This is a genomic window from Hamadaea sp. NPDC050747 (genome assembly GCF_040654195.1).
Taxonomy (GTDB): domain Bacteria; phylum Actinomycetota; class Actinomycetes; order Mycobacteriales; family Micromonosporaceae; genus Hamadaea.
The window spans coordinates 229200-251515 of record NZ_JBFAHM010000007.1; the positions used below are offsets into that span (position 1 = coordinate 229200).

Annotated in this window: 19 protein-coding genes; 8 read left to right on the forward strand and 11 right to left on the reverse strand. The window is 69.5% G+C overall.

The features are described from left to right. Positions 1-18 precede the first annotated feature (18 nt). Positions 19-1467: a GTPase HflX gene (gene hflX / locus AB0H43_RS18445; RefSeq protein ID WP_360000571.1), complete on the reverse strand. Its 1449-nt coding sequence runs from the start codon at positions 1465-1467 to the stop codon at positions 19-21. A 123-nt stretch (positions 1468-1590) separates the two neighbouring features. Here hflX and AB0H43_RS18450 point away from each other — a divergent pair, with 123 nt between their 5' ends. After that, positions 1591-3048 carry an NAD-dependent malic enzyme gene (locus AB0H43_RS18450; protein WP_360000572.1) on the forward strand — a complete coding sequence of 486 codons (1458 nt, stop codon included), beginning with the start codon at positions 1591-1593 and terminating at the stop codon, positions 3046-3048. Between the two features lie 82 nt (positions 3049-3130). Here AB0H43_RS18450 and dapF read toward each other — a convergent pair whose 3' ends face one another. Then, on the reverse strand, positions 3131-3934 hold the full coding sequence (dapF, locus tag AB0H43_RS18455; RefSeq protein WP_360000881.1) for a diaminopimelate epimerase: 804 nt from the start codon (positions 3932-3934) through the stop codon (positions 3131-3133). Between the two features lie 2 nt (positions 3935-3936). Then, positions 3937-4839: a tRNA (adenosine(37)-N6)-dimethylallyltransferase MiaA gene (gene miaA, locus AB0H43_RS18460; protein WP_360000573.1), complete on the reverse strand. Its 903-nt coding sequence runs from the start codon at positions 4837-4839 to the stop codon at positions 3937-3939. Positions 4840-5042: 203 nt separating this feature from the next. Here miaA and AB0H43_RS18465 point away from each other — a divergent pair, with 203 nt between their 5' ends. Continuing rightward, entirely contained in the window at positions 5043-6248 is a 1206-nt protein-coding gene (locus AB0H43_RS18465; protein WP_360000574.1) for a DUF349 domain-containing protein, read from the forward strand. A 174-nt stretch (positions 6249-6422) separates the two neighbouring features. On the opposite strand, the gene miaB is transcribed toward AB0H43_RS18465, so the two are convergent. Both miaB and AB0H43_RS18475 read right to left on the reverse strand, forming a co-directional pair. Next, complete coding sequence (miaB, locus tag AB0H43_RS18470) at positions 6423-7895, reverse strand: tRNA (N6-isopentenyl adenosine(37)-C2)-methylthiotransferase MiaB (protein ID WP_360000575.1); 1473 nt, start codon at positions 7893-7895, stop codon at positions 6423-6425. Between the two features lie 151 nt (positions 7896-8046). Then, positions 8047-9330, reverse strand: a complete 1284-nt coding sequence (locus tag AB0H43_RS18475; RefSeq protein ID WP_360000576.1) for a citrate synthase — start codon at positions 9328-9330, stop codon at positions 8047-8049. Positions 9331-9628: 298 nt separating this feature from the next. On the opposite strand from AB0H43_RS18475, the gene AB0H43_RS18480 reads away from it, so the two are divergent. The 4 genes from AB0H43_RS18480 to AB0H43_RS18495 all read left to right on the forward strand — a co-directional run bounded on the left by AB0H43_RS18480 (position 9629) and on the right by AB0H43_RS18495 (position 13073). After that, positions 9629-10390 (forward strand): amino acid ABC transporter ATP-binding protein, encoded by a 762-nt coding sequence (locus AB0H43_RS18480; RefSeq protein WP_360000577.1) that lies wholly within the window; start codon positions 9629-9631, stop codon positions 10388-10390. A gap of 79 nt (positions 10391-10469) precedes the next feature. Next, a complete protein-coding gene (locus tag AB0H43_RS18485) occupies positions 10470-11333 on the forward strand; it encodes a glutamate ABC transporter substrate-binding protein (RefSeq protein ID WP_360000578.1) in 864 nt (287 codons plus the stop codon). Between the two features lie 61 nt (positions 11334-11394). Further along, positions 11395-12108 (forward strand): amino acid ABC transporter permease, encoded by a 714-nt coding sequence (locus AB0H43_RS18490; RefSeq protein WP_360000579.1) that lies wholly within the window; start codon positions 11395-11397, stop codon positions 12106-12108. Beyond that, positions 12105-13073: an amino acid ABC transporter permease gene (locus tag AB0H43_RS18495; protein ID WP_360000581.1), complete on the forward strand. Its 969-nt coding sequence runs from the start codon at positions 12105-12107 to the stop codon at positions 13071-13073. Before AB0H43_RS18490 ends, AB0H43_RS18495 begins: the two co-directional genes overlap by 4 nt. Positions 13074-13125: 52 nt before the next feature. Here AB0H43_RS18495 and rny read toward each other — a convergent pair whose 3' ends face one another. The 6 genes from rny to AB0H43_RS18525 all read right to left on the reverse strand — a co-directional run bounded on the left by rny (position 13126) and on the right by AB0H43_RS18525 (position 20383). Continuing rightward, complete coding sequence (gene rny / locus AB0H43_RS18500; RefSeq protein WP_360000583.1) at positions 13126-14994, reverse strand: ribonuclease Y; 1869 nt, start codon at positions 14992-14994, stop codon at positions 13126-13128. 256 nt (positions 14995-15250) lie between these two features. Next, the gene (locus AB0H43_RS18505) at positions 15251-16024 is read right to left on the reverse strand and encodes a regulatory protein RecX (protein WP_360000584.1); all 774 of its coding nucleotides are present in this window, start codon (positions 16022-16024) and stop codon (positions 15251-15253) included. Between the two features lie 228 nt (positions 16025-16252). Further along, entirely contained in the window at positions 16253-17305 is a 1053-nt protein-coding gene (gene recA / locus AB0H43_RS18510) for a recombinase RecA (protein WP_360000585.1), read from the reverse strand. A gap of 163 nt (positions 17306-17468) precedes the next feature. Further along, positions 17469-17666: a DUF3046 domain-containing protein gene (locus tag AB0H43_RS18515; RefSeq protein ID WP_360000883.1), complete on the reverse strand. Its 198-nt coding sequence runs from the start codon at positions 17664-17666 to the stop codon at positions 17469-17471. 2 nt (positions 17667-17668) lie between these two features. Further along, positions 17669-18985 (reverse strand): MFS transporter, encoded by a 1317-nt coding sequence (locus tag AB0H43_RS18520; protein ID WP_360000586.1) that lies wholly within the window; start codon positions 18983-18985, stop codon positions 17669-17671. A 93-nt stretch (positions 18986-19078) separates the two neighbouring features. Next, positions 19079-20383 carry an aminotransferase class I/II-fold pyridoxal phosphate-dependent enzyme gene (locus AB0H43_RS18525; protein WP_360000587.1) on the reverse strand — a complete coding sequence of 435 codons (1305 nt, stop codon included), beginning with the start codon at positions 20381-20383 and terminating at the stop codon, positions 19079-19081. Positions 20384-20476: 93 nt separating this feature from the next. On the opposite strand from AB0H43_RS18525, the gene AB0H43_RS18530 reads away from it, so the two are divergent. Both AB0H43_RS18530 and leuE read left to right on the forward strand, forming a co-directional pair. Beyond that, positions 20477-21667 carry a bifunctional pyridoxamine 5'-phosphate oxidase family protein/GNAT family N-acetyltransferase gene (locus AB0H43_RS18530; RefSeq protein ID WP_360000588.1) on the forward strand — a complete coding sequence of 397 codons (1191 nt, stop codon included), beginning with the start codon at positions 20477-20479 and terminating at the stop codon, positions 21665-21667. Continuing rightward, the gene (leuE, locus tag AB0H43_RS18535) at positions 21667-22284 is read left to right on the forward strand and encodes a leucine efflux protein LeuE (RefSeq protein WP_360000589.1); all 618 of its coding nucleotides are present in this window, start codon (positions 21667-21669) and stop codon (positions 22282-22284) included. The genes AB0H43_RS18530 and leuE overlap by 1 nt, the downstream gene beginning before the upstream one ends. The last annotated feature ends 32 nt before the right edge of the window (positions 22285-22316 follow it).

A 22316-nucleotide genomic window follows, 5' to 3' on the forward strand; every position in this document is an offset into this window, starting at 1 on the left:
GGGAATCCGGTGCTGTCGTTACCGGACAGCGGTTGTGCTCTTACTATCCGTCACCAGGTAGGGGGCCACCTCAGCGGCCAACTCCGCGTCCACGCGTACCCGCAGGAATGTGCCTTCTTCCTGATGGTCCGTTTCCTGGACCTCTCCGCGCAGATGGAGCCGAGTGACCAGATCGCCCCGGTCGTAGGGCAGCAGAACCGCGACCTCGACCGCGGGACGCGGCAGCCGCGCCTCGATCGCGGCCTTGAGCTCCGCGATCCCCGCGCCCGTCTGGGCGGAGACGAACAGGGCGCCGGGCCATTCGCGCTTCAGCCGCAGCAGCGTCTCCTCGTCGGCCGCGTCGACCTTGTTCACGACCAGCAACTCCGGCAGCTTGTCCGCGCCGACCTCGGCGAGCACCTCGCGCACCGCGCGGACCTGCTCGTCGGGGTCGGGGTGCGCTCCATCGACGACGTGGACCACCAGGTCGGCGTCGGCCACCTCCTCCAGGGTCGAGCGGAACGCCTCGACGAGGTGGTGGGGCAGATGGCGGACGAAGCCCACCGTGTCCGACAGGGTGTAGATCCGGCCGTCCGAGGCGGTCGCCCGCCGGGTGGTCGTGTCCAGGGTCGCGAACAGCGCGTCCTCGACCAGCACGCCCGCCCCGGTGATCCGGTTGAGCAGGCTGGACTTGCCCGCGTTGGTGTATCCGGCGATGGCCACCGCCGGCACCGCGTTCCGCCGCCGGGTTGCCCGCTTGGTGTCCCGGATGGTACGCATCGACGCCAGTTCACGCCGCAGCTTGGCGATGCGGTGGTTGATCCGCCGACGGTCGGTCTCCAGCTTCGTCTCACCGGGACCACGCAGGCCGACGCCGCCACCCGCGCCGCCGCCGCGACCGGATCCACCGGTCTGCCGGGACAGCGCTTCACCCCAACCACGGAGCCGGGGCAGCAGGTACTGCAGCTGGGCCAACTCGACCTGCGCCTTGCCCTCCTTGCTCTTCGCGTGCTGGGCGAAGATGTCCAGGATGAGCGCGGTCCGGTCGATGACCTTGACCTTGATCTGCTGCTCCAGCGCACGCAACTGGCTGGGCGACAGCTCGCCGTCGCAGATGACGGTGTCGGCGCCGGACGACTCGACCACGGTGCGGACCTCGTCGACCTTGCCCCGGCCGATGAAGGTGGCCGGATCGGGCTGGCTACGCCGCTGGATCAGCCCCTCGAGGACCTGCGAACCCGCGGTCTCGGCGAGGGCGGCCAGCTCGGTCAGGGAGTTCTCGGCGTCGATCACGGTGCCGGCGGTCCAGACCCCGACCAGGACGACTCGTTCGAGTCGCAGCTGACGGTATTCAACTTCGGTGATATCGGTGAGCTCGGTGGACAGACCTGCGACGCGTCGCAGCGCGTGCCTCTCCGCGAGTTCAAGATCGCCCAGCGTCTCAGCGTCACCGGTCTCGACAAGCGGTTCAGCATCATAATTCGTCAAAACTTGTCCTCCTCGCTCTCAAGCGTGGCACGCCGGGGCCTTCCCGCGCACCCCCATTTGTCCCTGTGTCGGGCGCTACGGGGCCCGGGCGCGGTTACCCGGCGTACGCGGGGCGGTGAGAGAATGGCTGGGCCACGACGGAGTGTGATGAAAGGGACGAAAGTGTCGACAATGCGCCTGCCGAGTGCCGGATTCTCGATCACCATCCGGGTGGCGGTGACCGCGGACTCGTCGGCAATCGGCCGTCTCACCACTGCCGTCGGCGAAGCCGGGGCCATCGTGACCGCGCTGGACGTCGTGGACTCCGACCACGTACGCGTCGTGGCCGACCTGACCTGTGACACCGCTGACACCGCCCACGCCGATCAGGTGGTCGACGCCCTCGGCGCGCTCGACGGCGTCGAGGTACGCAAAGTCTCCGACCGGACCTTCCTGCTCCACCTCGGCGGCAAGATCGAGGTCAGCCCCAAGGTCACCCTGCGCAACCGGGACGAGCTGTCGCGGGCGTACACGCCGGGGGTGGCGCGCGTCTGCATGGCGATCGCGGAGAACCCGGCCGACGCCCGGCGCCTCACCATCAAGCGCAACACCGTCGCCGTGGTCAGCGACGGCTCGGCCGTCCTCGGGCTCGGCAACATCGGACCGGCCGCGTCGCTGCCCGTCATGGAAGGAAAGGCGGCCCTGTTCAAGCGGTTCGCCAATGTGGACGCCTGGCCCATCGTCCTCGACACTCAGGACACCGACGAGATCGTCCGCATCGTGCGGGCCATCGCCCCGGCGTACGGCGGGATCAACCTGGAGGACATCGCCGCCCCGCGCTGCTTCGAGATCGAAGCCCGGCTGCGCGACCTCCTCGACATCCCCGTCTTCCACGACGATCAGCACGGCACGGCGATCTGCGTACTGGCGGCGCTGACCAACGCCCTGCGCGTGGTCGGCAAGCAGATCGAGGACGTCCGCGTCGTCGTCTCCGGCGCGGGCGCGGCCGGGACGGCCATCATGAAGCTGCTGCTGAAGCAGGGCGTCGGCGACGTCATCGCGTACGACCGGGCGGGTGCCCTGCACCGTGGCATGAGCGGCCTGAACCCGACCCACCAGTGGCTCGTCGAACACACCAACAAGGCCAACTACGCCGGCGACCTGCCGGGCGCGATCAAGGGGGCCGACGTCTTCATCGGCGTCAGCGCGCCGAACCTGCTCACCGGCGAGGACATCGCGCAGATGGCCGACAAGGCGATCGTGTTCGCCCTGGCCAACCCCGACCCGGAGGTCGACCCCCGGGAGGCCCGCAAGTACGCCGCCGTCGTCGCCACCGGCCGGTCGGACCAGCCGAACCAGATCAACAACGTGCTCGCCTTCCCCGGCATCTTCCGGGGCATGCTCGACGCGCAGGCCTCCGAGTACACCGAGGACATGGCGCTGGCCGCGGCCCAGGCGATCGCCGACGTCGTCGGTGAGGAGAAGGTCAACGCCAGCTACATCGTGCCGAGCGTCTTCGACCCGAAGGTCGCCCCGGCCGTGGCCGCCGCGGTGACGGCCGTATGCCGGGCGGCTTCGGCTCCCCCGGAGCCCATCGCCTAACCCATGCCTGCGTGATCATCGCGTCACCCATGCTGTTTCACCGGACAATTCGCCGCCCGAAGCACCATGGGTGACGCGATGATCAGGCGGGGTAGCGGAGGGCGTCGGTGTCCACGAAGCCGTGCGCGACGATCACGGCGGGTCCGGCGAGCCAGCAGGTCTGCTCGTCGAGGGTGACGACGAGCCGCCCACCCGGCACGTCCACGGTCACGGTCCCGGTCGAGCGCCCCGACGAGCGCAGGTACGCGACCGCGACCGCACAGGTCCCGGTGCCGCACGAGAGCGTCTCGCCGCTGCCCCGCTCGTAGACGCGCATCCGCAGGTGATCGGGCTCGATCTCGGTGTAGAACTCGACGTTGACGCCCTCGGGGTAGAACTCCGTGTCGAAGACGGGCGATTCCCACAGGGACAACGGTTCGACGGCGGGCACCGCGCAGACCAGGTGCGGATTACCCATGGAGACGCCGATCCCGTCGAACTTCTGGTCGCCGATCCGCGCCCATGACGTGCCCAGCAGCTCCGGTGCGCCCATGTCGACCCGGAACCCCGGATGGCCGGGCGCCGACGCCGGGAAGGCCGTCCGCAGCCCCGCCCGGGTCGCGATCGGGATCGGGCCGTCCTCGGCCACGCGGCCGCTCTCCACGAGGTGCTGGGCGAAGACGCGTACGCCGTTGCCGCACATCTCGGAGAGCGAGCCGTCGGAGTTCCAGTAGTCCATGAACCAGGCGGCGTCCGGTGCGGTGGACGGCAGAACCCGCAGTACGCCGTCCGCCCCGATCCCGAAGTGCCGGTCGCACAAGGCGGCCACGAGGTCCGGGGTGAGCTGGACGTCGGCGTCGAGGATGACGAAGTCGTTGCCCGTCCCGTGGCCCTTGGAGAAAGCCAGCCTCACTGCGCGTCCTCCTTGTCGACGACGGAAAGCGCCTGCTCCACCAGATCCTCCCGCGCGCCGTCGAGCCAGGTGATCGCGGGGTCCCGCCGGAACCACGACCGCTGCCGCCGGACGAAGCGACGCGTACCGGTGACGGTCGCCTGGAACGCCTCCTCCTCGGTGCAGCGGCCGTCGAGGTAGGCGAGCACCTGCTGATAGCCCAGCGCCCGCGAGGCGGTCTTGCCGTCGCGCAGACCCTGGGGGATCAGCCCCCGCACCTCGTCGACGAGCCCGGCCTGCCACATCGCGCGTACTCGCTGGTCGACTCGTTCGTCCAGATCGGCGCGATCCACCGCGAGCTGGACGCTCGCGTACCTCGGGGTCGGCGCGGGCAGCGCGGCGGTGTACGGACGCCCGGTGATCTCGATCACCTCCAGCGCGCGGACGATGCGCCGGCCGTTGCTCGGCAGGATCTTCGCGGCGGCCGCGGGGTCGCGGTCGGCCAGCCGCCGGTGCAGCGGCAGCGGTCCGGTCGCCGCGAGTTCGGCCTCCAGCCGCGCGCGCAGGTCCGGGTCCGTGCCCGGAAACTCGAACTCCTCCAGCACCGCGCGCAGATACAGGCCCGTGCCGCCGACGAGCATGGGGGTACGCCCACGTGCCGCGACCTGTTCGATCGCGTCGCGGGCGAGCTCCTGGAAGACCGCCACGCTGGCCGTCTCGGTCACCGGCCAGATGTCCAGCAGATGATGCGGTACGCCGTCCCGTTCGGCGGGAGACAGTTTCGCGGTGCCGATGTCCATGCCACGGTAGAACTGCATCGAGTCGCAGTTGATCACCTCGGCGTCCAGGAGATGGGCGAGCGCGATCGACAAAGCCGACTTTCCGGCCGCTGTCGGACCCACGATGGCGATCACCCGCATCGGACAACCGTAACCTTTTCGTGCCCCGCGACTTGCGGGTGAGAGGCTGTCAGAATCATCAAGGACACCGTATGGTCACGGTCGGCCGCAGGCGGTGGACGCACACCGGGTAAGACCTGTGACAATGCGGGAGCAACTTCTAACGTGCGCTGGCGGGCGGCTCCGGAGGACCGGACCGGCCGGGAAGACTGAGGATGGGCACAATGAGCGACTGGACGACCTTCGGCCGGATCGATGAGGACGGCACGGTCTATGTGCGGACCGGCGAGGGGGAACGAGTCGTCGGATCCTGGCAGGCGGGCACGCCGGAGGAAGGCCTGGCCCACTTCGCGCGGCGCTACGCCGACCTGCTCACCGAGGTGGAGCTGCTGGAGACCCGGCTGGGCAACGGCTCGGCCGATCCCGGGCACACCCTGACGGCGGTGCGCAAGTTGCTGGCCGGGATGCCCGAGGCGCATGTCGTCGGCGACATCGACACGCTCACCGCCCGTCTGGAGCGCCTGGCCACCGCGGCCGAGGAGAAGGCCGGCGCGGCCAAGGCCGCCCGTGACGCCGCCCGCGTCGAGGCGGTGGCGCGCAAGACCGCCCTGGTCGAGGAGGCCGAGAAGCTGGCCGCCGAGGCGACCGGCTGGAAGGCCGCCGGCGACCGGCTCAAGGAGATCCTCGAAGAGTGGAAGACGATCCGCGGGATCGACAAGAAGACCGACGGTGAGCTGTGGAAGCGGTTCGCGGCCGCCCGCGACGGCTTCACCCGCCGCCGGGGCGCCCACTTCGCCAGCCTCGACGCCCAGCGCAAGCAGGCGCAGGGCGGCAAGGAGGAGCTGGTCGCCGAGGCCGAGAAGCTGTCGGACTCCACCGAGTGGAACGCGACCGCGGCCCGGCTCAAGGAGCTCATGAACGAGTGGAAGGCCGCTCCCCGCGCCGCCAAGGAGGCCGAGCAGAAGCTGTGGGAGAGGTTCCGCGCCGCGCAGGACGCCTTCTTCACCCGCCGCAGTGAGGTCTTCTCCGCTCGTGACGCCGAGCAGAAGGTGGCGCTGGGCCGGCGGCAGGAGCTGCTGTCGCAGGCCGAGGCGCTGGACGTCGACGCCGACCCGAAGGCCGCGCAGGCCGCCCTGCGGGAGATCCAGGGCCAGTGGCACGACTCCGGCCGCGTCAGCCGGGAGGCCGCCGCCGGGCTGGAGCGCCGTCTGCGGGCAGTCGAGGACAAGGTGCGGTCGGCCATGGACTCCGCGTGGCGCCGGGTGGAGCCGTCGGCCAACCCGATGCTCGACCAGATGCGCAAGCAGGTCGCCGAGGCCGAGCAGAAGCTGGCCAAGGCGCAGGCCGCCGGAGACGCCAAGCGGATCAAGGAGGCCCAGGCCGCCCTCGACTCCAAGAAGGCGTTCCTCGCCCTCGCCGAGCAGGCCTGACCCACGACGCGAAACGGCCGCCCTCCCTCGCGGGGGGCGGCCGTTTCGCGTTCGCCGCTTCTCGGCGCTTCCTTTGCGCTGGATCAGGGTTCCGGGTCGAATCTTGGTCCAAGATTCGACCGTGAACCCTGATCTGGCGCGGTCGGCGGGCGGGGCAGCGCGCGGGACGGGGGGTCAGCAGGCGCAGGCGTCGGCGGCCGGAGCGGCCTGCTGGGGCGCGCCGATCGTCGGCAGGCCCAGCATCACCCCGGGCGTACGCGCCACTCGGCCGGCTTCGAAGGCGTCACCGGCCCGCGTACGCCGGTGGCTGAGCACTGCGCCGTCCGCGTTGAGGTGGTGCGGGGCGGCGTACGTGATCTCGGTGGTGATCACGTCACCGGGGCGGATCGTCGCCGCCTCCGAAGGCGTGACCGCAAAGTGGACGAGGCGGCCGTCCCGCGCCCGGCCGGACATGCGGCCGGTGGCGGCGTCCTTGCGGCCCTCCCCCACGGCCACGAGCACCTCGGGACGGCTGCCGATGAGCAGCTTGTTCTCCTCCCAGGTGACCTCTTCGACCACTGCGATCAGGCGCTCGTAGCGCTCCTGCACGACCTGCTTCGGCAGCTGGTCCGGCATCGTCGCGGCCGGCGTACCCGGGCGGATCGAGTACTGGAAGGTGAACGCGGAGGAGAACCGGGCCTGCCGCACGACGTCCAGGGTGGCCTGGAAGTCCTCCTCGGTCTCGCCGGGGAAGCCCACGATGATGTCCGTCGTGATCGCGGCGTCCGGCATCGCCTCGCGTACCTTGTCGAGGATGCCGAGGTAGCGCTCCGACCGGTAGCTGCGCTTCATCGCCTTCAGGACGCGGTCCGACCCGGACTGCAGCGGCATGTGCAGCTGGTGGCAGACGTTCGGGGTCTCCGCCATGGCGGCGATCACGTCGTCGGTGAACGCGGCCGGATGCGGGCTGGTGAACCGTACGCGCTCCAGCCCCTCGATCCCGCCCGTCGCCCGCAGCAGCTTGCCGAACGCGAGCCGGTCCCCGAACTCCACGCCGTACGTGTTGACGTTCTGGCCGAGCAGGGTCACCTCGAGGACGCCCTCGTCGACGAGCGCCTGCACCTCGGCGAGCACGTCGCCGGGGCGGCGGTCCTTCTCCTTGCCCCGCAGGCTCGGCACGATGCAGAAGGTGCAGGTGTTGTTGCAGCCCACCGAGATCGAGACCCAGCCCGCGTAGGTGGACTCGCGCCGGGTCGGCAGCGTCGACGGGAAGACTTCGAGGGACTCGAGGATCTCGACCTCGGCCTCCTCGTTGTGCCGGGCGCGTTCCAGCAGCACCGGCAGCGAGCCGATGTTGTGCGTACCGAAGACGACGTCGACCCAGGGCGCCTTCTTGACGATCTCGCCCTGGTCCTTCTGGGCCAGGCAACCGCCGACGGCGATCTGCATGCCCGGGTTCTTCACCTTCTGCGGCCGCAGATGCCCCAGGTTCCCGTAGAGCCGGTTGTCGGCGTTCTCGCGTACGGCACAGGTGTTGAACACCACGACATCCGCGTCGTCGCCCTCAGACCGCACATAGCCGGCCGCGTCCAGCAACCCGGAGATGCGCTCCGAGTCGTGCATGTTCATCTGGCAGCCGTACGTGACGACCTTGTAGCTCCTGGACACCGGCGGACCCCTTCGTAACCCGACCCCCCAGCGTACCGGGGGGTCGGGACGCGCGGACATGACGGCGTCTCCGCACTCCTGGCGGCTCGGGCAAGCCCTCCCCGGCGGGAGGGACGGCCCGGACCACCGCGGACGTCCGAAATAATGCGCTTTAGCGCTCTTCCGCCGGGACGTAGTCGCGGCTCGGGTAGCCCACGTACAGCTGCCGGGGCCTACCGATTTTCGTCTCGGGGTCGTTGATCATTTCGCGCCACTGGGCGATCCAGCCGGGCATGCGGCCGAGCGCGAACAGCACGGTGAACATCTTGGGCGGGAAGCCCATCGCCTTGTAGATCAGGCCCGTGTAGAAGTCGACGTTCGGGTAGAGCTTGCGCGAGACGAAGTAGTCGTCGGCGAGCGCGATCTCCTCCAGCCGCATGGCGATGTCCAGCAGCGGGTCCGGCTTGTGCAGGCGGGCCAGCACGTCCCGGGCGGCCTTCTTCACGATGGCGGCGCGCGGGTCGTAGTTCTTGTAGACCCGGTGGCCGAAGCCCATCAGCCGGACGCCGTCCTCCTTGTTCTTGACCCGGCGGACGAACGCCTCGACGTCGCCGCCGTCGGCCTGGATGTCGCCGAGCATCTCCAGGACCGCCTCGTTGGCGCCGCCGTGCAGCGGGCCGGACAGCGCGTTCACGCCGGCCGAGATCGAGGTGAACAGGTTGGCCTGGGCCGAGCCCGCGATGCGCACCGTCGAGGTGGAGCAGTTCTGCTCGTGGTCGGCGTGGAGGATGAACAGCATGTCGAGGGTGCGCGCGAGAACCGGGTCGACGTCGTACGCCGCCGCCGGCACTCCGAAGGTCATGCGCAGGAAGTTCTCGACGTAGCCGAGGGTGTTGTCCGGGTACAGCAGCGGCTGCCCGATCGACTTCTTGTACGCGTAGGACGCGATCGTCGGCACCTTGGCGAGCAGGCGGATCGTGGAGATCTCGACGTGCTCCTGGTCGAACGGGTCGAGGCTGTCCTGGTAGAACGTCGACAGCGCGGTGACCGCGGAGGAGAGCACCGGCATCGGGTGCGCGTCGCGGGGGAAGCCGTCGAAGAACCGCCGCAGGTCCTCGTGGAGCAGCGTGTGCAGGCGGATCTTGTCGGTGAACTCGGTGAGCTGGGCCGCGGTCGGCAGCTCGCCGTAGATCAGCAGGTATGAGACCTCCAGGAAGGAGGACTTCTCGGCCAGCTGCTCGATCGGGTAACCGCGGTACCGCAGGATGCCCGCGTCCCCGTCGATGTAGGTGATCTTGGAGGAGCAGGTGGCGGTGTTGACGAAGCCTGGGTCGTAGGTCACATAGCCGGTCTGGCTGAGCAACTTGCTGACGTCCGCGCCCGCCGGCCCCTCGACTGCCTCGTGTACCGGAAGGAGGATCTGCCCGCCCGGGTGCTCAAGCTTTACGTCCGACATGGTGGTCCCTCGCACGCTTGGTGATAGTCAACGTTCTTGGTGAATCGCTTCAGGTTTACGGTAACGGCTTGGCCACGAGGTCCGGCGAGGTCCAGCGGTGTTGTCTGCGTCACGCGATCGGCCGGGCCGCCGATGGGCCGGACGGCCAGCCCCACTTCACCAGGGTGTTATGACCCCGTGACCAAACGGGTTGCTTCCTGTCACTCGGGTCGCTCTAGACTGCCTTCGCATCAAAGACCCTCATGCCGGCGCCGGCTCACGGATGCGCCTCGCCGGTCACCCCCCGGAGGACATCTGCATGACCACTGCGTCACCGGCCGCGCCGCAGACCCTGATCGAGTTGGACGGTGTCAACAAGTGGTTCGGGAAGCTGCACGTCCTGAGGGACGTCAACCTCTCGGTGAACCGCGGTGAGGTGGTCGTCGTCATCGGCCCCTCCGGCTCCGGCAAGTCGACGTTGTGCCGCGCGATCAACCGTCTCGAGACCATCGACTCCGGTTCGATCACCTTCGACGGCCGGCCGATTCCGGCCGAGGGCAAGGCGCTCGCCCGCCTGCGCAGCGACGTCGGCATGGTGTTCCAGTCCTTCAACCTGTTCGCCCACAAGACGATCCTCGACAACGTCACGCTCGGGCCGGTGAAGGTGCGCAAGGAGTCCAAGGAGACTGCGCGCGAGCACGCCATGCAGCTGCTGGACCGGGTCGGCATCGCCAACCAGGCCGGCAAGCACCCGGCTCAGCTGTCGGGCGGCCAGCAGCAGCGCGCCGCGATCGCCCGCGCGCTCGCGATGCGCCCCAAGGCGATGCTCTTCGACGAGCCGACGAGCGCCCTCGACCCGGAGATGGTCGGCGAGGTGCTGGACGTCATGACCTCGCTCGCCCGCGACGGCATGACGATGATCGTCGTCACCCACGAGATGGGCTTCGCCCGGCACGCCGCCGACCGGGTCATCTTCATGGCCGACGGTCAGATCGTCGAGCAGGCGCCGCCGACCGAGTTCTTCGCCAATCCGCAGACGGAGCGCGCCCGGGACTTCCTGGGCAAGGTTCTGACGCACTGAGGCGTACGCGGGTCGCGTGACGACCAGAGTTCTCCGCTGCCGGCCCGATGCCGGTTTGCGGTGTTAGGGAGGAGACACCATGCGTTTGACGCGCATTGCCGCGGTGGCGCTGACCGCCGCGCTCGCGTTCGGCGCGGCCGCTTGTGGCGGCAGCGATGACGACGCCACTTCGAGCAAGTTCGCCGCTGGTTCGACGATGGAGAAGCTGGCCAAGGCCGGCAAGATCAAGATCGGCACGAAATTCGACCAGCCGCTGTTCGGCCTGAAGGGCCTGGACGGCAAGCCGGCCGGCTTCGACGTCGAGATCGGCAAGGTCCTGGCCAAGGAGCTGGGCATCGACGCCGACAAGATCGAGTGGGTCGAGGCGACGTCCAAGGTCCGTGAGGACTACATCCAGCAGGACAAGGTCGACCTGGTCGTGGCGACGTACACGATCAACGACACCCGCAAGGAGAAGGTCTCCTTCGCCGGCCCGTACTTCATCGCCGGTCAGGACATCCTGGTGAAGAAGGACAACACCTCGATCACGGGCCCGGAGTCCTTCCAGGCCGGTGACAAGAAGGTCTGCTCCGTGACGGGCTCCACCCCGGCCAAGAACATCGAGCAGTACCTGAAGGACAAGAACACCCAGCTGGTGCTGTTCGACGTCTACTCCAAGTGCCTGGACGCCCTGTCCAACGGCCAGGTCGACGCCCTGACCACGGACAACGTCATCCTGTCCGGCTACGCCAGCAAGGAGCCGGACAAGTACAAGGTGCTCGGCCAGCCGTTCACCCGCGAGCCCTACGGCATCGGCGTGAAGAAGGACGACAAGGTCTTCCGCGACTGGATCAACGACGTCCTCGAGGCGGCGTTCAAGGACGGCCGCTACAAGGCCGCCTGGGACGCGTCGATCAAGGACCTGATCAAGATCCCGGACTCGCTGTCCATCCAGCGCTACTGAGTCAACCCGTGTGGCCCGGGCTTGCCAGCCCGGGCCACACCTCGTAGAGAAGGGGCACGCCGTGGAGGTCTTCTCCGAGAAGCTCGGCGTCTTCTGGCACGGCTATCTCGGCACGCTGGAGATGTCGCTGCTCGCCGCGATCGGCGCGCTGATCCTGGGCGGCCTCGTCGCGGTGTTGCGCATCGCGCCGCTGCCCCCGTTGCGTGGTGTCGGAACCGCGTACGTGACGGTCTTCCGCAACATCCCGCTGACCGTCGTCATGTTCTTCACCGCGTTCGCCTTGCCGCTGCTCGGCAGTGACGCGGGCTTTCTGAAGGTGCCCGGGCTGAAGGAGCTGATCGCCCCGCTCGGCACCGACCTGCCCTACTTCCGGTTCGCCACGATCGCGCTGACGGTCTACACCGCGGCGTTCATCTGCGAGGCGCTGCGCGCCGGCATCGGCGCCGTCCCGACCGGGCAGGCGGAGGCGGCCCGGTCGCTCGGGCTGACCTTCGGGCAGAACCTGCGCCACGTGGTGATGCCACAGGCCTGGAAGTACGCGGTGGTCCCGCTCGGCAGCGTCATCATCGCGATGATCAAGAACTCTGCGCTGGCGGCGGCCTTCGGCGTCATCGCCACCCTGATGGGCGTCGTCGACGAACTCGTCTCCCAGCAGTACTACGACACCATCCCGGTCTTCCTGGGCGTCGTGGTCGGCTACCTCACCATGACGATTCCGCTCGGCCTGGCGCTGGACGCCGTCGAGCGTTCGCAGAAGAAGGCGGTCCGCCGATGAGCAGCGTCCTCTACGACTCGCCCGGCCCCCGGACGCGGGCGTTGACGATCGTCGGCAGCGTCGTCGCGGTGCCCGCCATCGTGGCCGCGGTCTACTTCTGGATCTACCGCCCGCTCGCCGACGCCGGCCAGTTCGAGGGCAAGCTGTGGGGCCCGATCGTCGACCCGAACAACCAGTACTTCTCGCTCGTCTGGGAACGCTGGGGGGACGGCTGGCTCAACACGCTCAAGGCCGCGGTGCTGTCCATCGTCGCGTCGCTGGTGCTCGGATCGTTGATCGCCCTGGTACGCCGAGAGCTGCGCGAACTGCGTAACCGCCGTTTCCCCGGGCTGACGCTGGCGCCGATCCTGCGGGGCGGCGTCCTGGCCGGGCGCGGCCTGACCCGGGGCTGGGTCGAGGTCGCCCGGGGTACGCCGGTCGTGACGACGTTGTTCTTCGTCTTCATGGTGCTGCCGATCTGGGGCATCGACTTCGACGACCGGATGTGGTTCCTGGTCATCGGCCTGACGATCTACAACAGCGTGGTCATCGGCGAGATCCTGCGGTCCGGAATGGACGGTCTGCCGCAGGGGCAGGACGAGGCGGCCCGCGCGGTCGGCCTCAACTCCTGGCAGTCCTCCTGGATCGTGATGTTCCCGCAGGCCTTCCGGGTCATGCTGCCGGCCCTGATCAGCCAGGTCGTCGTGATCCTCAAGGACACCTCGCTCGGTGGCGTCATCATCTCCTACGAGGAGGCGCTCGGCGTCACCAAGCAGATGGTGGAGGCGTTCCGGGGCGAGAACCTCGCCATCGGCATCCCGATGTACTTCTCCGTCGGTGTCATGTACATCGTGGTGAACTACGCGCTGTCGAAGCTCGCGGCGTACTTGCAGAAGCGGCTGTCGCGACGGGGCTACAAGCCGGTCGACAAGCCCACCGCGCTCACCGTCGCCGAAGCATCCGCGGGGGCGGGCGCGAACGCCTGACCTTCCGTTTCGCACGAGAGGGCTCCTGCTTCGGCGGGAGCCCTTCGTCGGTTCAGCGGGCGATCTCGGTCGTACGCGATTCGCGTACGACGGTGACCCGGATCTGACCGGGATAGGTCAGCTCCTCCTCGATCTGCTTCGCGACATCCCGGGCGAGCACGGCCGCCCCGATCTCGTCGACGTCCTCCGGGCGTACCATCACCCGGATCTCCCGGCCTGCCTGCATCGCGAACACCTTGTCGACGCCCGTCTTGGAGCCTGCGATCTCCTCGATGCGCTCCAGCCGCTTGACGTACGCCTCCAGGCTCTCCCGCCGAGCCCCCGGCCGGCCGCCGGAACACGCGTCGGAGGCCTGCGTCAGGACCGCCTCGATGGTCTGCGGCGCGACCTCGTTGTGGTGTGCCTCGATGGCGTGCACGACGTCCTCCGACTCGCCACAGCGGCGGGCCAGGTCGGCGCCTATCAGGGCGTGCGAGCCCTCGACCTCATGGGTGAGCGCCTTGCCGATGTCGTGCAGGAAGGCCGACCGTTTGATGAGGGCCGGGTCGAGGCGCAGCTCGGCGGCCATGATCCCGGCGATGTGGGCGGTCTCGACCAGATGCTTCAGCACGTTCTGCCCGTACGACGTCCGGTATCGCAACCGGCCCAGCATCGTCACCAGCTCCGGGTGGATCTCGGTGATGCCGACCTCGACCAGCGCGTCCTCGGCCGCCCGGTGGCACAGCCGCTCGACCTCGTCCCGTGCGGTCTCGTAGACCTCCTCGATCCGGTGCGGATGGATCCGGCCGTCCAGGACCAGCTTCTCCAGCGTCACCCGGCCGATCTCCCGGCGTACCGGGTCGAAGCAGGACAACAGAACCGCCTCGGGCGTGTCGTCGATGATCAGGTTGACCCCGGTGACCTGCTCGAACGCCCGGATGTTGCGGCCTTCCCGGCCGATGATGCGGCCCTTCATCTCGTCCGAGGGCAGGTGCAGGACGCTGACCACGCTCTCGGCCGTCTGCTCGCTCGCCACGCGCTGGATGGCGTCGACCACGATGTGGCGCGCCCGGTGCTCGGCGGTGGTGCGGGCGTCGTTCTCGATGTCGCGGACCAGCAGCGCGGCCTCCCGCTTGGCCTGGCCCTCGACCGCCTCCACCAATTCGGCCTTGGCGGCGTCGGCGGTCAGCCCGGCGACCCGCTCCAGCTCCCGGCGGCGGGCCTCCTCCGCCCGGTCGAGCTCCTCGGAGCGCTTGTTCAGCTCGGTCTCCCAGCGGACGAGGTCGAGTTCGGCGGCGGCGATGCGCCGATCGCGCTCGGCCAGCCGCTCGGCCTCCTCACCGTGGAGCCGCTCGCGTTCGGCCAGCCGTTCGGCCTCCTCGGCGTGTCGCCGTTCCCGCTCGTCCAGCCGCTGAGCCCGGCGCTCGGCGTCCTCGGCCTGCTCCTTCGCCGTCGCGGTGAGCAGCCCGATCTCGCGTTCGGCGCTCCGCCGGGCGAGCTGCCGGGTCTGCTCGGCGTCGATCTCGGCCTGCTTGTTGGCCCGCTCCAGGATCTGCTCGGACTCGGCGTGGGCGGCGTCGATGATCCGCTGCGCCTCCGCCCGCGCCGCGGTCGCCTCCGCCTTCGCCGCCGCCGCGTCGGCCTTGGCCGTCGTCGCGTCGCCCCGGGCCGAGCTGGCCTCCCGCTGCGCGATCACGGTCAGCGCCCGGGCCTGCTCCAAGGCGGCGGCCGCCTCGATGGCGGCCGCGTGGATCTGGCGGGACTCGGTGTCGTCGTCCTGGGCGATGGGCCGCTGCCAGAGGGAGTGATCGTCCGAGGCGGCCTTCTTGGGCTTACCGCCACCGAGGTGTCTGACGACGCGTACGCCGAGAAGCAGAAGCGCGACGACACCGAGGGCGAGTAGAACGACCGCGCCCGTCAGCACTCCTTCGAGCGGACTCATGGGTCGCTCCCTTCGCCGTCACGCCGTTGTTTCGTCGACGCCCGACCATGGCGAGGGTGCACGACAGCTACTCGCGCCCGGATCAACGTTTGCCCAGGTAGGCGAGCGCTGAGCCGATGCCGAGAGGCAGATCGACACTGAAACTGTTGCTCTACTGTTACGCGATCTATGTTGCGTGCGTTAACCCAAGGTGGTCGGAGGTCGCCCTCGTACCACGAGGCTAGGTTGTACGGGTCGCTCGGTCAAGAACTCATGATCAGACACGATCCGGGCGTTCCCCCTCCGCGTCCATCGCTTCGAGGGCCAACCCTTCGGCCCACTCCTGCTTGGCCTCCCAGCCCATTTCCCACACCTTACGGCCCTCTGTGTAGTCCTCCGCCTCGTCACTTACCCGGGCGAGGACGTCTTTCACCGCCCGGAAGGCGATGCCTGGGGGATAGCCCTTCCGGGCGAGCATGGCGACCAGCTTGCGGAACATCGCGTCGGGTTCACCGCGCATCGTGCGCAGTTTTCGCTCGACCAACTCCCGGGCGGTGACCTCCTCGGTCTCCACCTCCAAGTCGGCCAGCGCGTCTTTGATGACCTCCTGGTCGACGCCACGCCGGCGCAGCTCCTGACCGAGCGCTCGGCGGGCCAGCCCCTTGCCGTGATGACGGGAGTCGACCCAGGCCCGGGCGAACGCCGCGTCGTCGATGATCCCGACCTCGTCGTAGCGGTCGAGCACCTCCTCGACGATCTCGGGCGCGATGCCTCGCTTGGTCATCGCCGTGCCCAGCTCCGCCCGGGTCCTCGGGCGTACGGCGAGCTGATTGAGGCAGATCTCACGGGCCCGCTCTCGCTCGTCCTTGGGCGGCTCCGGCTTCTTCTCCTCGCGCTGCCTCGGCTTCTCCGGCGCGGCCGCGGCGGCCTCCGGATCGGGACCCCACAGGTCGGGATCGTTCTCCGGCTCGACCGGCTTACGCCGGGACCGGCGTGTCGGCTTCGGCGGGGCGGCGTCCCAGCCGCGGCCCGAGCGCCCTCGTATCGTCATTCGGCTCCCCCTCCGTCGGCCCAGCATGTGAGTTGCTTGATCATCCGCGTATCCGGCACAACGTCCCCTCAACCCCCCGGGGAGGCCGCGTTATCCCGGATTTCGCGATGATCAAGCAGCGCCCGCCCCGGAAGCGCCCGCCCCGCAAGCGCCGGCGGCGGCGCCGGAAAGCGAAAGGGGCGCGGCCGCCGACAAGCAGCGTCCACGCCCCAGGTCGGTGCGAAGAGATCAGAAGTCGACGGGCGGGAGCGCCGGGCCGCCGGCCTCGTCGTTACCCGCGTTCACCCCGACACCGAGCTTCTCGAGAATCTTCTTCTCGATCTCGGCGGCGACGTCGGGGTTCTCCTTGAGGAACTCCCGGGCCTTCTCCTTGCCCTGGCCGAGCTGGTCGCCCTCGTAGGTGTACCAGGCGCCCGCCTTGCGGATGATGCTCTGCTCGACGCCGACGTCGATCAGCGAGCCCTCGCGGGAGATGCCCTTGCCGTACATGATGTCGAACTCGGCCTGCCGGAACGGGCTGGACACCTTGTTCTTGACGACCTTGACCCGGGTCCGGTTGCCGACGACCTCGGTACCGTCCTTCAGGCTCTCGATCCGCCGGACGTCGAGACGGACCGACGCGTAGAACTTCAGCGCCTTACCACCGGTGGTGGTCTCGGGCGAGCCGAACATGACGCCGATCTTCTCGCGCAGCTGGTTGATGAAGATCGCGGTGGTGTTGGTGTTGTTGAGCGCACCGGTCATCTTCCGCAACGCCTGGCTCATCAGGCGGGCCTGCAGACCGACGTGGCTGTCGCCCATCTCGCCCTCGATCTCGGCGCGCGGCACGAGCGCGGCCACCGAGTCGATCACGATGAGGTCGAGCGCGCCGGAGCGGACCAGCATGTCGGCGATCTCCAGCGCCTGCTCACCGGTGTCGGGCTGGGAGACCAGCAGGGCGTCGGTGTCGACCCCGAGGGCACGCGCGTATTCCGGGTCGAGCGCGTGCTCGGCGTCGACGATCGCAGCGATGCCGCCGTTGCGCTGCGCGTTGGCGATCGCGTGCAGGGCCAGCGACGTCTTACCCGAGGCCTCCGGGCCGTAGATCTCGATGATGCGGCCCCGCGGCAGCCCACCCACGCCGAGCGCGACGTCGAGGGCGATCGAGCCGGTCGGGATGACCGACATCTGCACCTGCGGACGCTCGCCCAGGCGCATCACGGAACCCTTGCCATGGGCTTTCTCGATCTGGGCCAGCGCTAGATCGAGCGCCTTCGTCTTGTCAGGACTTGCCACTGCCATGCCTGCCACCCCTTGTTGGCCCGCCTTCGCGGGGGCCTTCGCCGTCGAGCTCTTCGTCACGCCGGACACGTTATGCGCCGGGTCTGACAAAACCGCGCCACCCCGCCGTCATCCCGACCGAGGACGATACCCGTACACCTGTACTATGCGCTACCTTGACACGCTACCGCAGCCGGGACGGCACCCGGTCGGGGTAAGTCGCAACGACGGCCCGCCAGACCACGATCGCCTCGACCCCGGACCGCAGCGCCTCGTCCACCGTCTGACCGAGCTGCGGCAACACCTGATCGGCGGCGACCGACCGCGCGTACGCGGGGCCGAAGGCCTCCCCCATCCGCCGCCAGAAGTCGCTCAGCTTCATGCTCACCGTCCGCTCATCGTCGTATCCGAAGACCCAGCCTGCCCCGTCCGCAGCGTCAACGCCAGCAGCGGCACCACCGCGAGCGCGGCCAGCATCGTGAGCACCGGATACGAGCCGTACTGCACGATCACGCCGGAGAGCAGGCCCGCCGTCGCCCCGGCCACTCCGGTGGTCAGGTCGGACAGGCCCTGGGCAGCCGCCTTGGCCGGCAGCGGGACGCTCGCGGCGAACAGCGTGGAACCGGCCACCATCGTGCACGACCAGCCCTGACCCAGCAGCACCAGGCCGAGCGTCAGGCGTACCACGTCGTCGCCGGAGGCGCCCGCGACCGCGCAGGCCGCGACCAGCAGGACCACCCCCGCCAGAATGACCCGCCGCGGTCCGAGCCGGTCGGTGGCCCAGCCCACAAGCGGGGACAGTCCGTACATGCCCGCGATGTGCAGGCCGATCACGAACCCGACGATGCTCAGCGAGGCCGCGCCGTGATGCGTCTGTCCGATATGGATGGGTGTCATCGACATCACGCCCACCATGACCAGGTGGCCCAGGGCGGTGGCGACCAGGCCGAGCCGTGCGCCGGTCACCGACCACACCACCGCCGCGGCCTGGCGGAACGTGATCGGCGCCGCCACGGCCACCGGCGGGGCCACCGTGGCGACCGCGCCCGAACCGGCCGGCTCGAGCGTGGGCGGCGGCTCGGGGGCGAGCTGTTTGGCCAGCTTGAGCGGGTCGGGACGCAGCACGAGCAGGATCCAGGCGGCGCAGGCCAGGAACGTCGCGGCCGAGGCCAGATAAGGCGCGGCCAGCACCGGGATGTCCGTGCCCGCCACGAGCCGGCCGACCGGGGCGGCCAGGTTCGGCCCGGCCACCGCACCGATGGTGGAGGCCCAGATCACCCAGGACAGCTGCCGCCCGCGCTGCTCCGGCCGGGCCAGATCGGCTGCGGCGTAGCGGGACTGATACTTGCCGGTGTTGCCCGCCCCGAACAGGAACATCCCGGCGATGAGCAGCGCGACGTGCCGGGAGGCGGCCGCGGCCACCACCGTGATCGCCCCGGCCGCGCCGACCAGGTAGGACAGCGCCAGCCCGGGGCGGCGGCCGTACCGGTTCATGATGCGACTGGCCGGCAGCGCGCTCAACGCACCGCCGATCACCGCCACGCTCTGCGCGACGCCGGACAGCGCGGTGCCCACCATCTCCTTCGTCAGCAGCGCGCCGACCGAGATGCCGATCGCCACGCCGAGACCACTGACGATCTCGTTCGCTACCAGGACGCGCACCGTGCGGCGCTGGACGCGCGCGACATCGACCGAGGACACTGCGGATGCTCCGAGGGGTAAGGACTGAGGGTGGACCTGTCACCCTACCCGTAACGATCATCCGGCCGTGATGCCAACTCGCTTCGGTGCAGGTCAGACCGTCCAGCGGCGGCCGGCGGCGGCCGCCGCGAAGGCGTCCGCGAAGGGCTCGATGTCCGCTTGGGTCAAGTTCGCGATGGTTACTCGTACGCCGGGAGGACTGGCCACTCGATGCAAGCTGCCCGGGGCGACCGCGTAACCGGAGTCGCGGAGCGCGGTGAGGATCCGGGTCTCGTCGTCGACGGGGATCCAGACGTTGATGCCGGTCCGGCCGTACGCGGTGAAGCCCCGGGCCCGCAACGCCTCGACCAGGCTCGTGCGGCGGGCGTCGTACTCCCTCGCGGCGGCGGAGACGTCGGCCGTCTCCCACAGCCGGACGAGCGTCCGTTGGAGAACGGTGGAGACCCATCCGGCGCCCAGCCTCCGGCGTCCTTCGACGCGCGCGACCGTGTCGGGGTCCCCGGCCAGCACGGCGATCCGCAGGTCCGGCCCATAGGGCTTGGAGGCGCTGCGGAGGAAGGCCCACCGCGGCGTGACCCCGGCCAGCGTGGCCAACGGGACGGCGGCCAGTTCGGCGGCGTGGTCGTCCTCGATCAGCAGGACGTCCCGATTCCTCAATTCCCTGGCCAGGTGCTCGGCGCGCTTCGGCGTCACGGCCGCGCCGGTCGGGTTCTGCGCCCGGGCGGTGACGATGACCGCCTTGACACCCTTCTGGAGAGCTTCCCGGACGCCCTGCGGAGTCGGGCCGTCGTCGTCGACGGGAATCGGGACGACCGACAGCCCGTGGGCCGCCACGAGATCCAGCGAGGCGGCCCAGCCCGGGTCCTCCACGCCGACCTGGTCGCCAGGTCGCAAGGCGGTGCTGAACAGCAGGTCCAGGCCGTCCAGCGCACCACCGACGACGGTGATCGCGGCGTCGGCCGGAAGTTCCGGCAGCCGCTCGCGGGCCCGCTCGGCCAGCTCAGGCAGGACGCCGGCGTCGCGGTAATTGGCGGTGACCCCGGCCGCGGCCACGTGGGCCAGGACGGGTCCGAGGTCGGGCAGCAGGCTCGGTTCGCCGATCGCCAGATCGAGTACGCCGTCCGGCACCACCGGGCCGCGGCTGCTGCGATCGGCCGAGATCGGCGGCTCGGGGCGTACGCGGGTGCCGTGACGCCCCTGCGTCTCGACGATGCCGCGCTGCCGGAGCTGTTGGTACGCCGCCGCGGCGGTATTGGTCGCCACGCTCAACTCGGCCGCGAGGGCGCGCACCGTCGGGAGCAGGTCGCCCGCCCGCAACGCCCCTGTCCGCACGCCGTCCTCGACGCTGCGAACGATCTCGGCTGCGGTCTTCCCGGAGATCTGATACTGTACCGCCACAGTTTCAAGACTGTACCAGAACAATGAGCTCTTAGGTGGGACCTCATGTACGCCAAAACCCCTCGGACCACCAGCCTTCGCGAGAAGGAGCGGATGAGCTACTCCCGTGAGGAGGCCCACGCCGTCCTCGACGAGGCGTGGTTCTGCACGCTGTCGTTCATCGTCGACGACGAGCCGCGCGCCCTCCCGACCCTGTTCGTACGCGTCGACGACGTCGTCTACGTGCACTTCTCGACCGGCGCGCGGGTGGCGTTGGCCGGCCGCGCCGACGGGCTCCCAGTCTGCCTGAGCGTCACCCACCTGGACGGCCTGGTGCTGGCCCGGTCGCAGTTCAACCACAGCGCCAACTACCGGTCGCTGGTCGCGCACGGCGTCGCCGTCCTCGTCACCGACCCGGCCGAACGCGATCTGGCGTTCACCGCGCTGACCGAGAAGGTCGGGCCCGGACGGGCCGCCGCCAGCCGTCCGCCGACCGCCAAGGAGTCGGCGCAGACCGCCGTCCTGCGCCTCGACCTGACCGAGGTGAGCGTCCGCGCGCGTACCGGCGGGGTGGACGACGACGAGGAGGACCTCGGGCTGCCGCACTGGGCCGGTGTCGTGCCGATGCGTACGGTGGTCGGCACTGCGCAGCGGGATCACGGCGTCACCGCGCCGCTGCCCGACTACCTGCGTACGACCCCGAGCCCCTGGCACGAGGCGCCCACGCTCAAGGGCGAACACGTGATCCTCGAACGGCTCGACCTGTCGCACGCGCCCGGCCTGTTCGCCGCCGTCGGCCAGGACGACGAGGTGTGGCGCTACCTGCTCAACGACACCCCGACGACCGTCGAGGAGATGGCCCGGCTCGTGGCCGACGCCGAGGACCAGCACGTACGCGGAGCCCGGGTGCCCTGGGTGCAACGGGACGCGGTCACCGGCGAGATCGTCGGCACCACGTCGTTCTACGGAGTCGACCCGCACAACCGCTCCGTCATCATCGGCATCACCACCCTGGGGCGGCGCTGGTGGCGTACCGGGATCAACACGGAGTCGAAGCTGCTCCTGCTCCAGCACGCCTTCGACACCCTGGGGTGCGTACGGGTGCAGTGGGAGGCCAACTCCCTCAACTCGCGGTCACACGCCGCGATCGAACGGCTGGGCGCGACCCGGGAAGGCGTGCTGCGGCGGCACAAGAAGCTGTCCGACGGCACGTGGCGGGACACCTACGTGTTCGGTATGACCGCCGAGGAGTGGCCTGCCGCACAGTCGGCTCTGCGTGCCCGGCTCCGCCCTAGGCTTACCTGATGCTCGGCGTGACAGACCTGGGGACGTACCTTCTCGGCACGGTGGCGATCATCCTGCTGCCCGGCCCGAACTCGATGTTCGTCCTCTCGACGGCGGCCTCCAAAGGAGTACGCCGGGGATATCAGGCCGCCTGCGGCGTGTTCCTCGGCGACACCATCCTCATGGTCGCCTCGGCCGCCGGAGTCGCATCACTGCTGCGCGCCCTCCCGCCGGTGTTCCTGGCCCTCAAGTACGCCGGCGCCGCCTACCTCGCCTACCTCGGCATACGCATGCTGCTGTCGCGCCCCGGCCCGACTGACGCCGCTCCGGTGGCCGAGGACCGGCCCTTCCGGCGGGCCTTCGTCATCAGCCTGATGAACCCGAAGGCGATCCTGTTCTTCATCTCCTTCTTCATCCAGTTCGTCGACCCCGCGTACGCCCACCCCGCGGTGACCTTCACCGTGCTGGGCGCGATCGTGCAACTGTTCAGCCTCATCTACCTGACCGCGCTGATCTTCACCGGCGACCGGCTCGCTGCGCTGTTCCGTCGCCGTCGGCTGCTCGCTCGGGCGGGCGCAAGCGCTGTCGGTGTGCTCTTCCTCGGGTTCAGCCTTCGGCTCGCCACCGCTTCTCTTTAGCTGCGGGTTCGTTCGGTCAGCGCCATGATCAA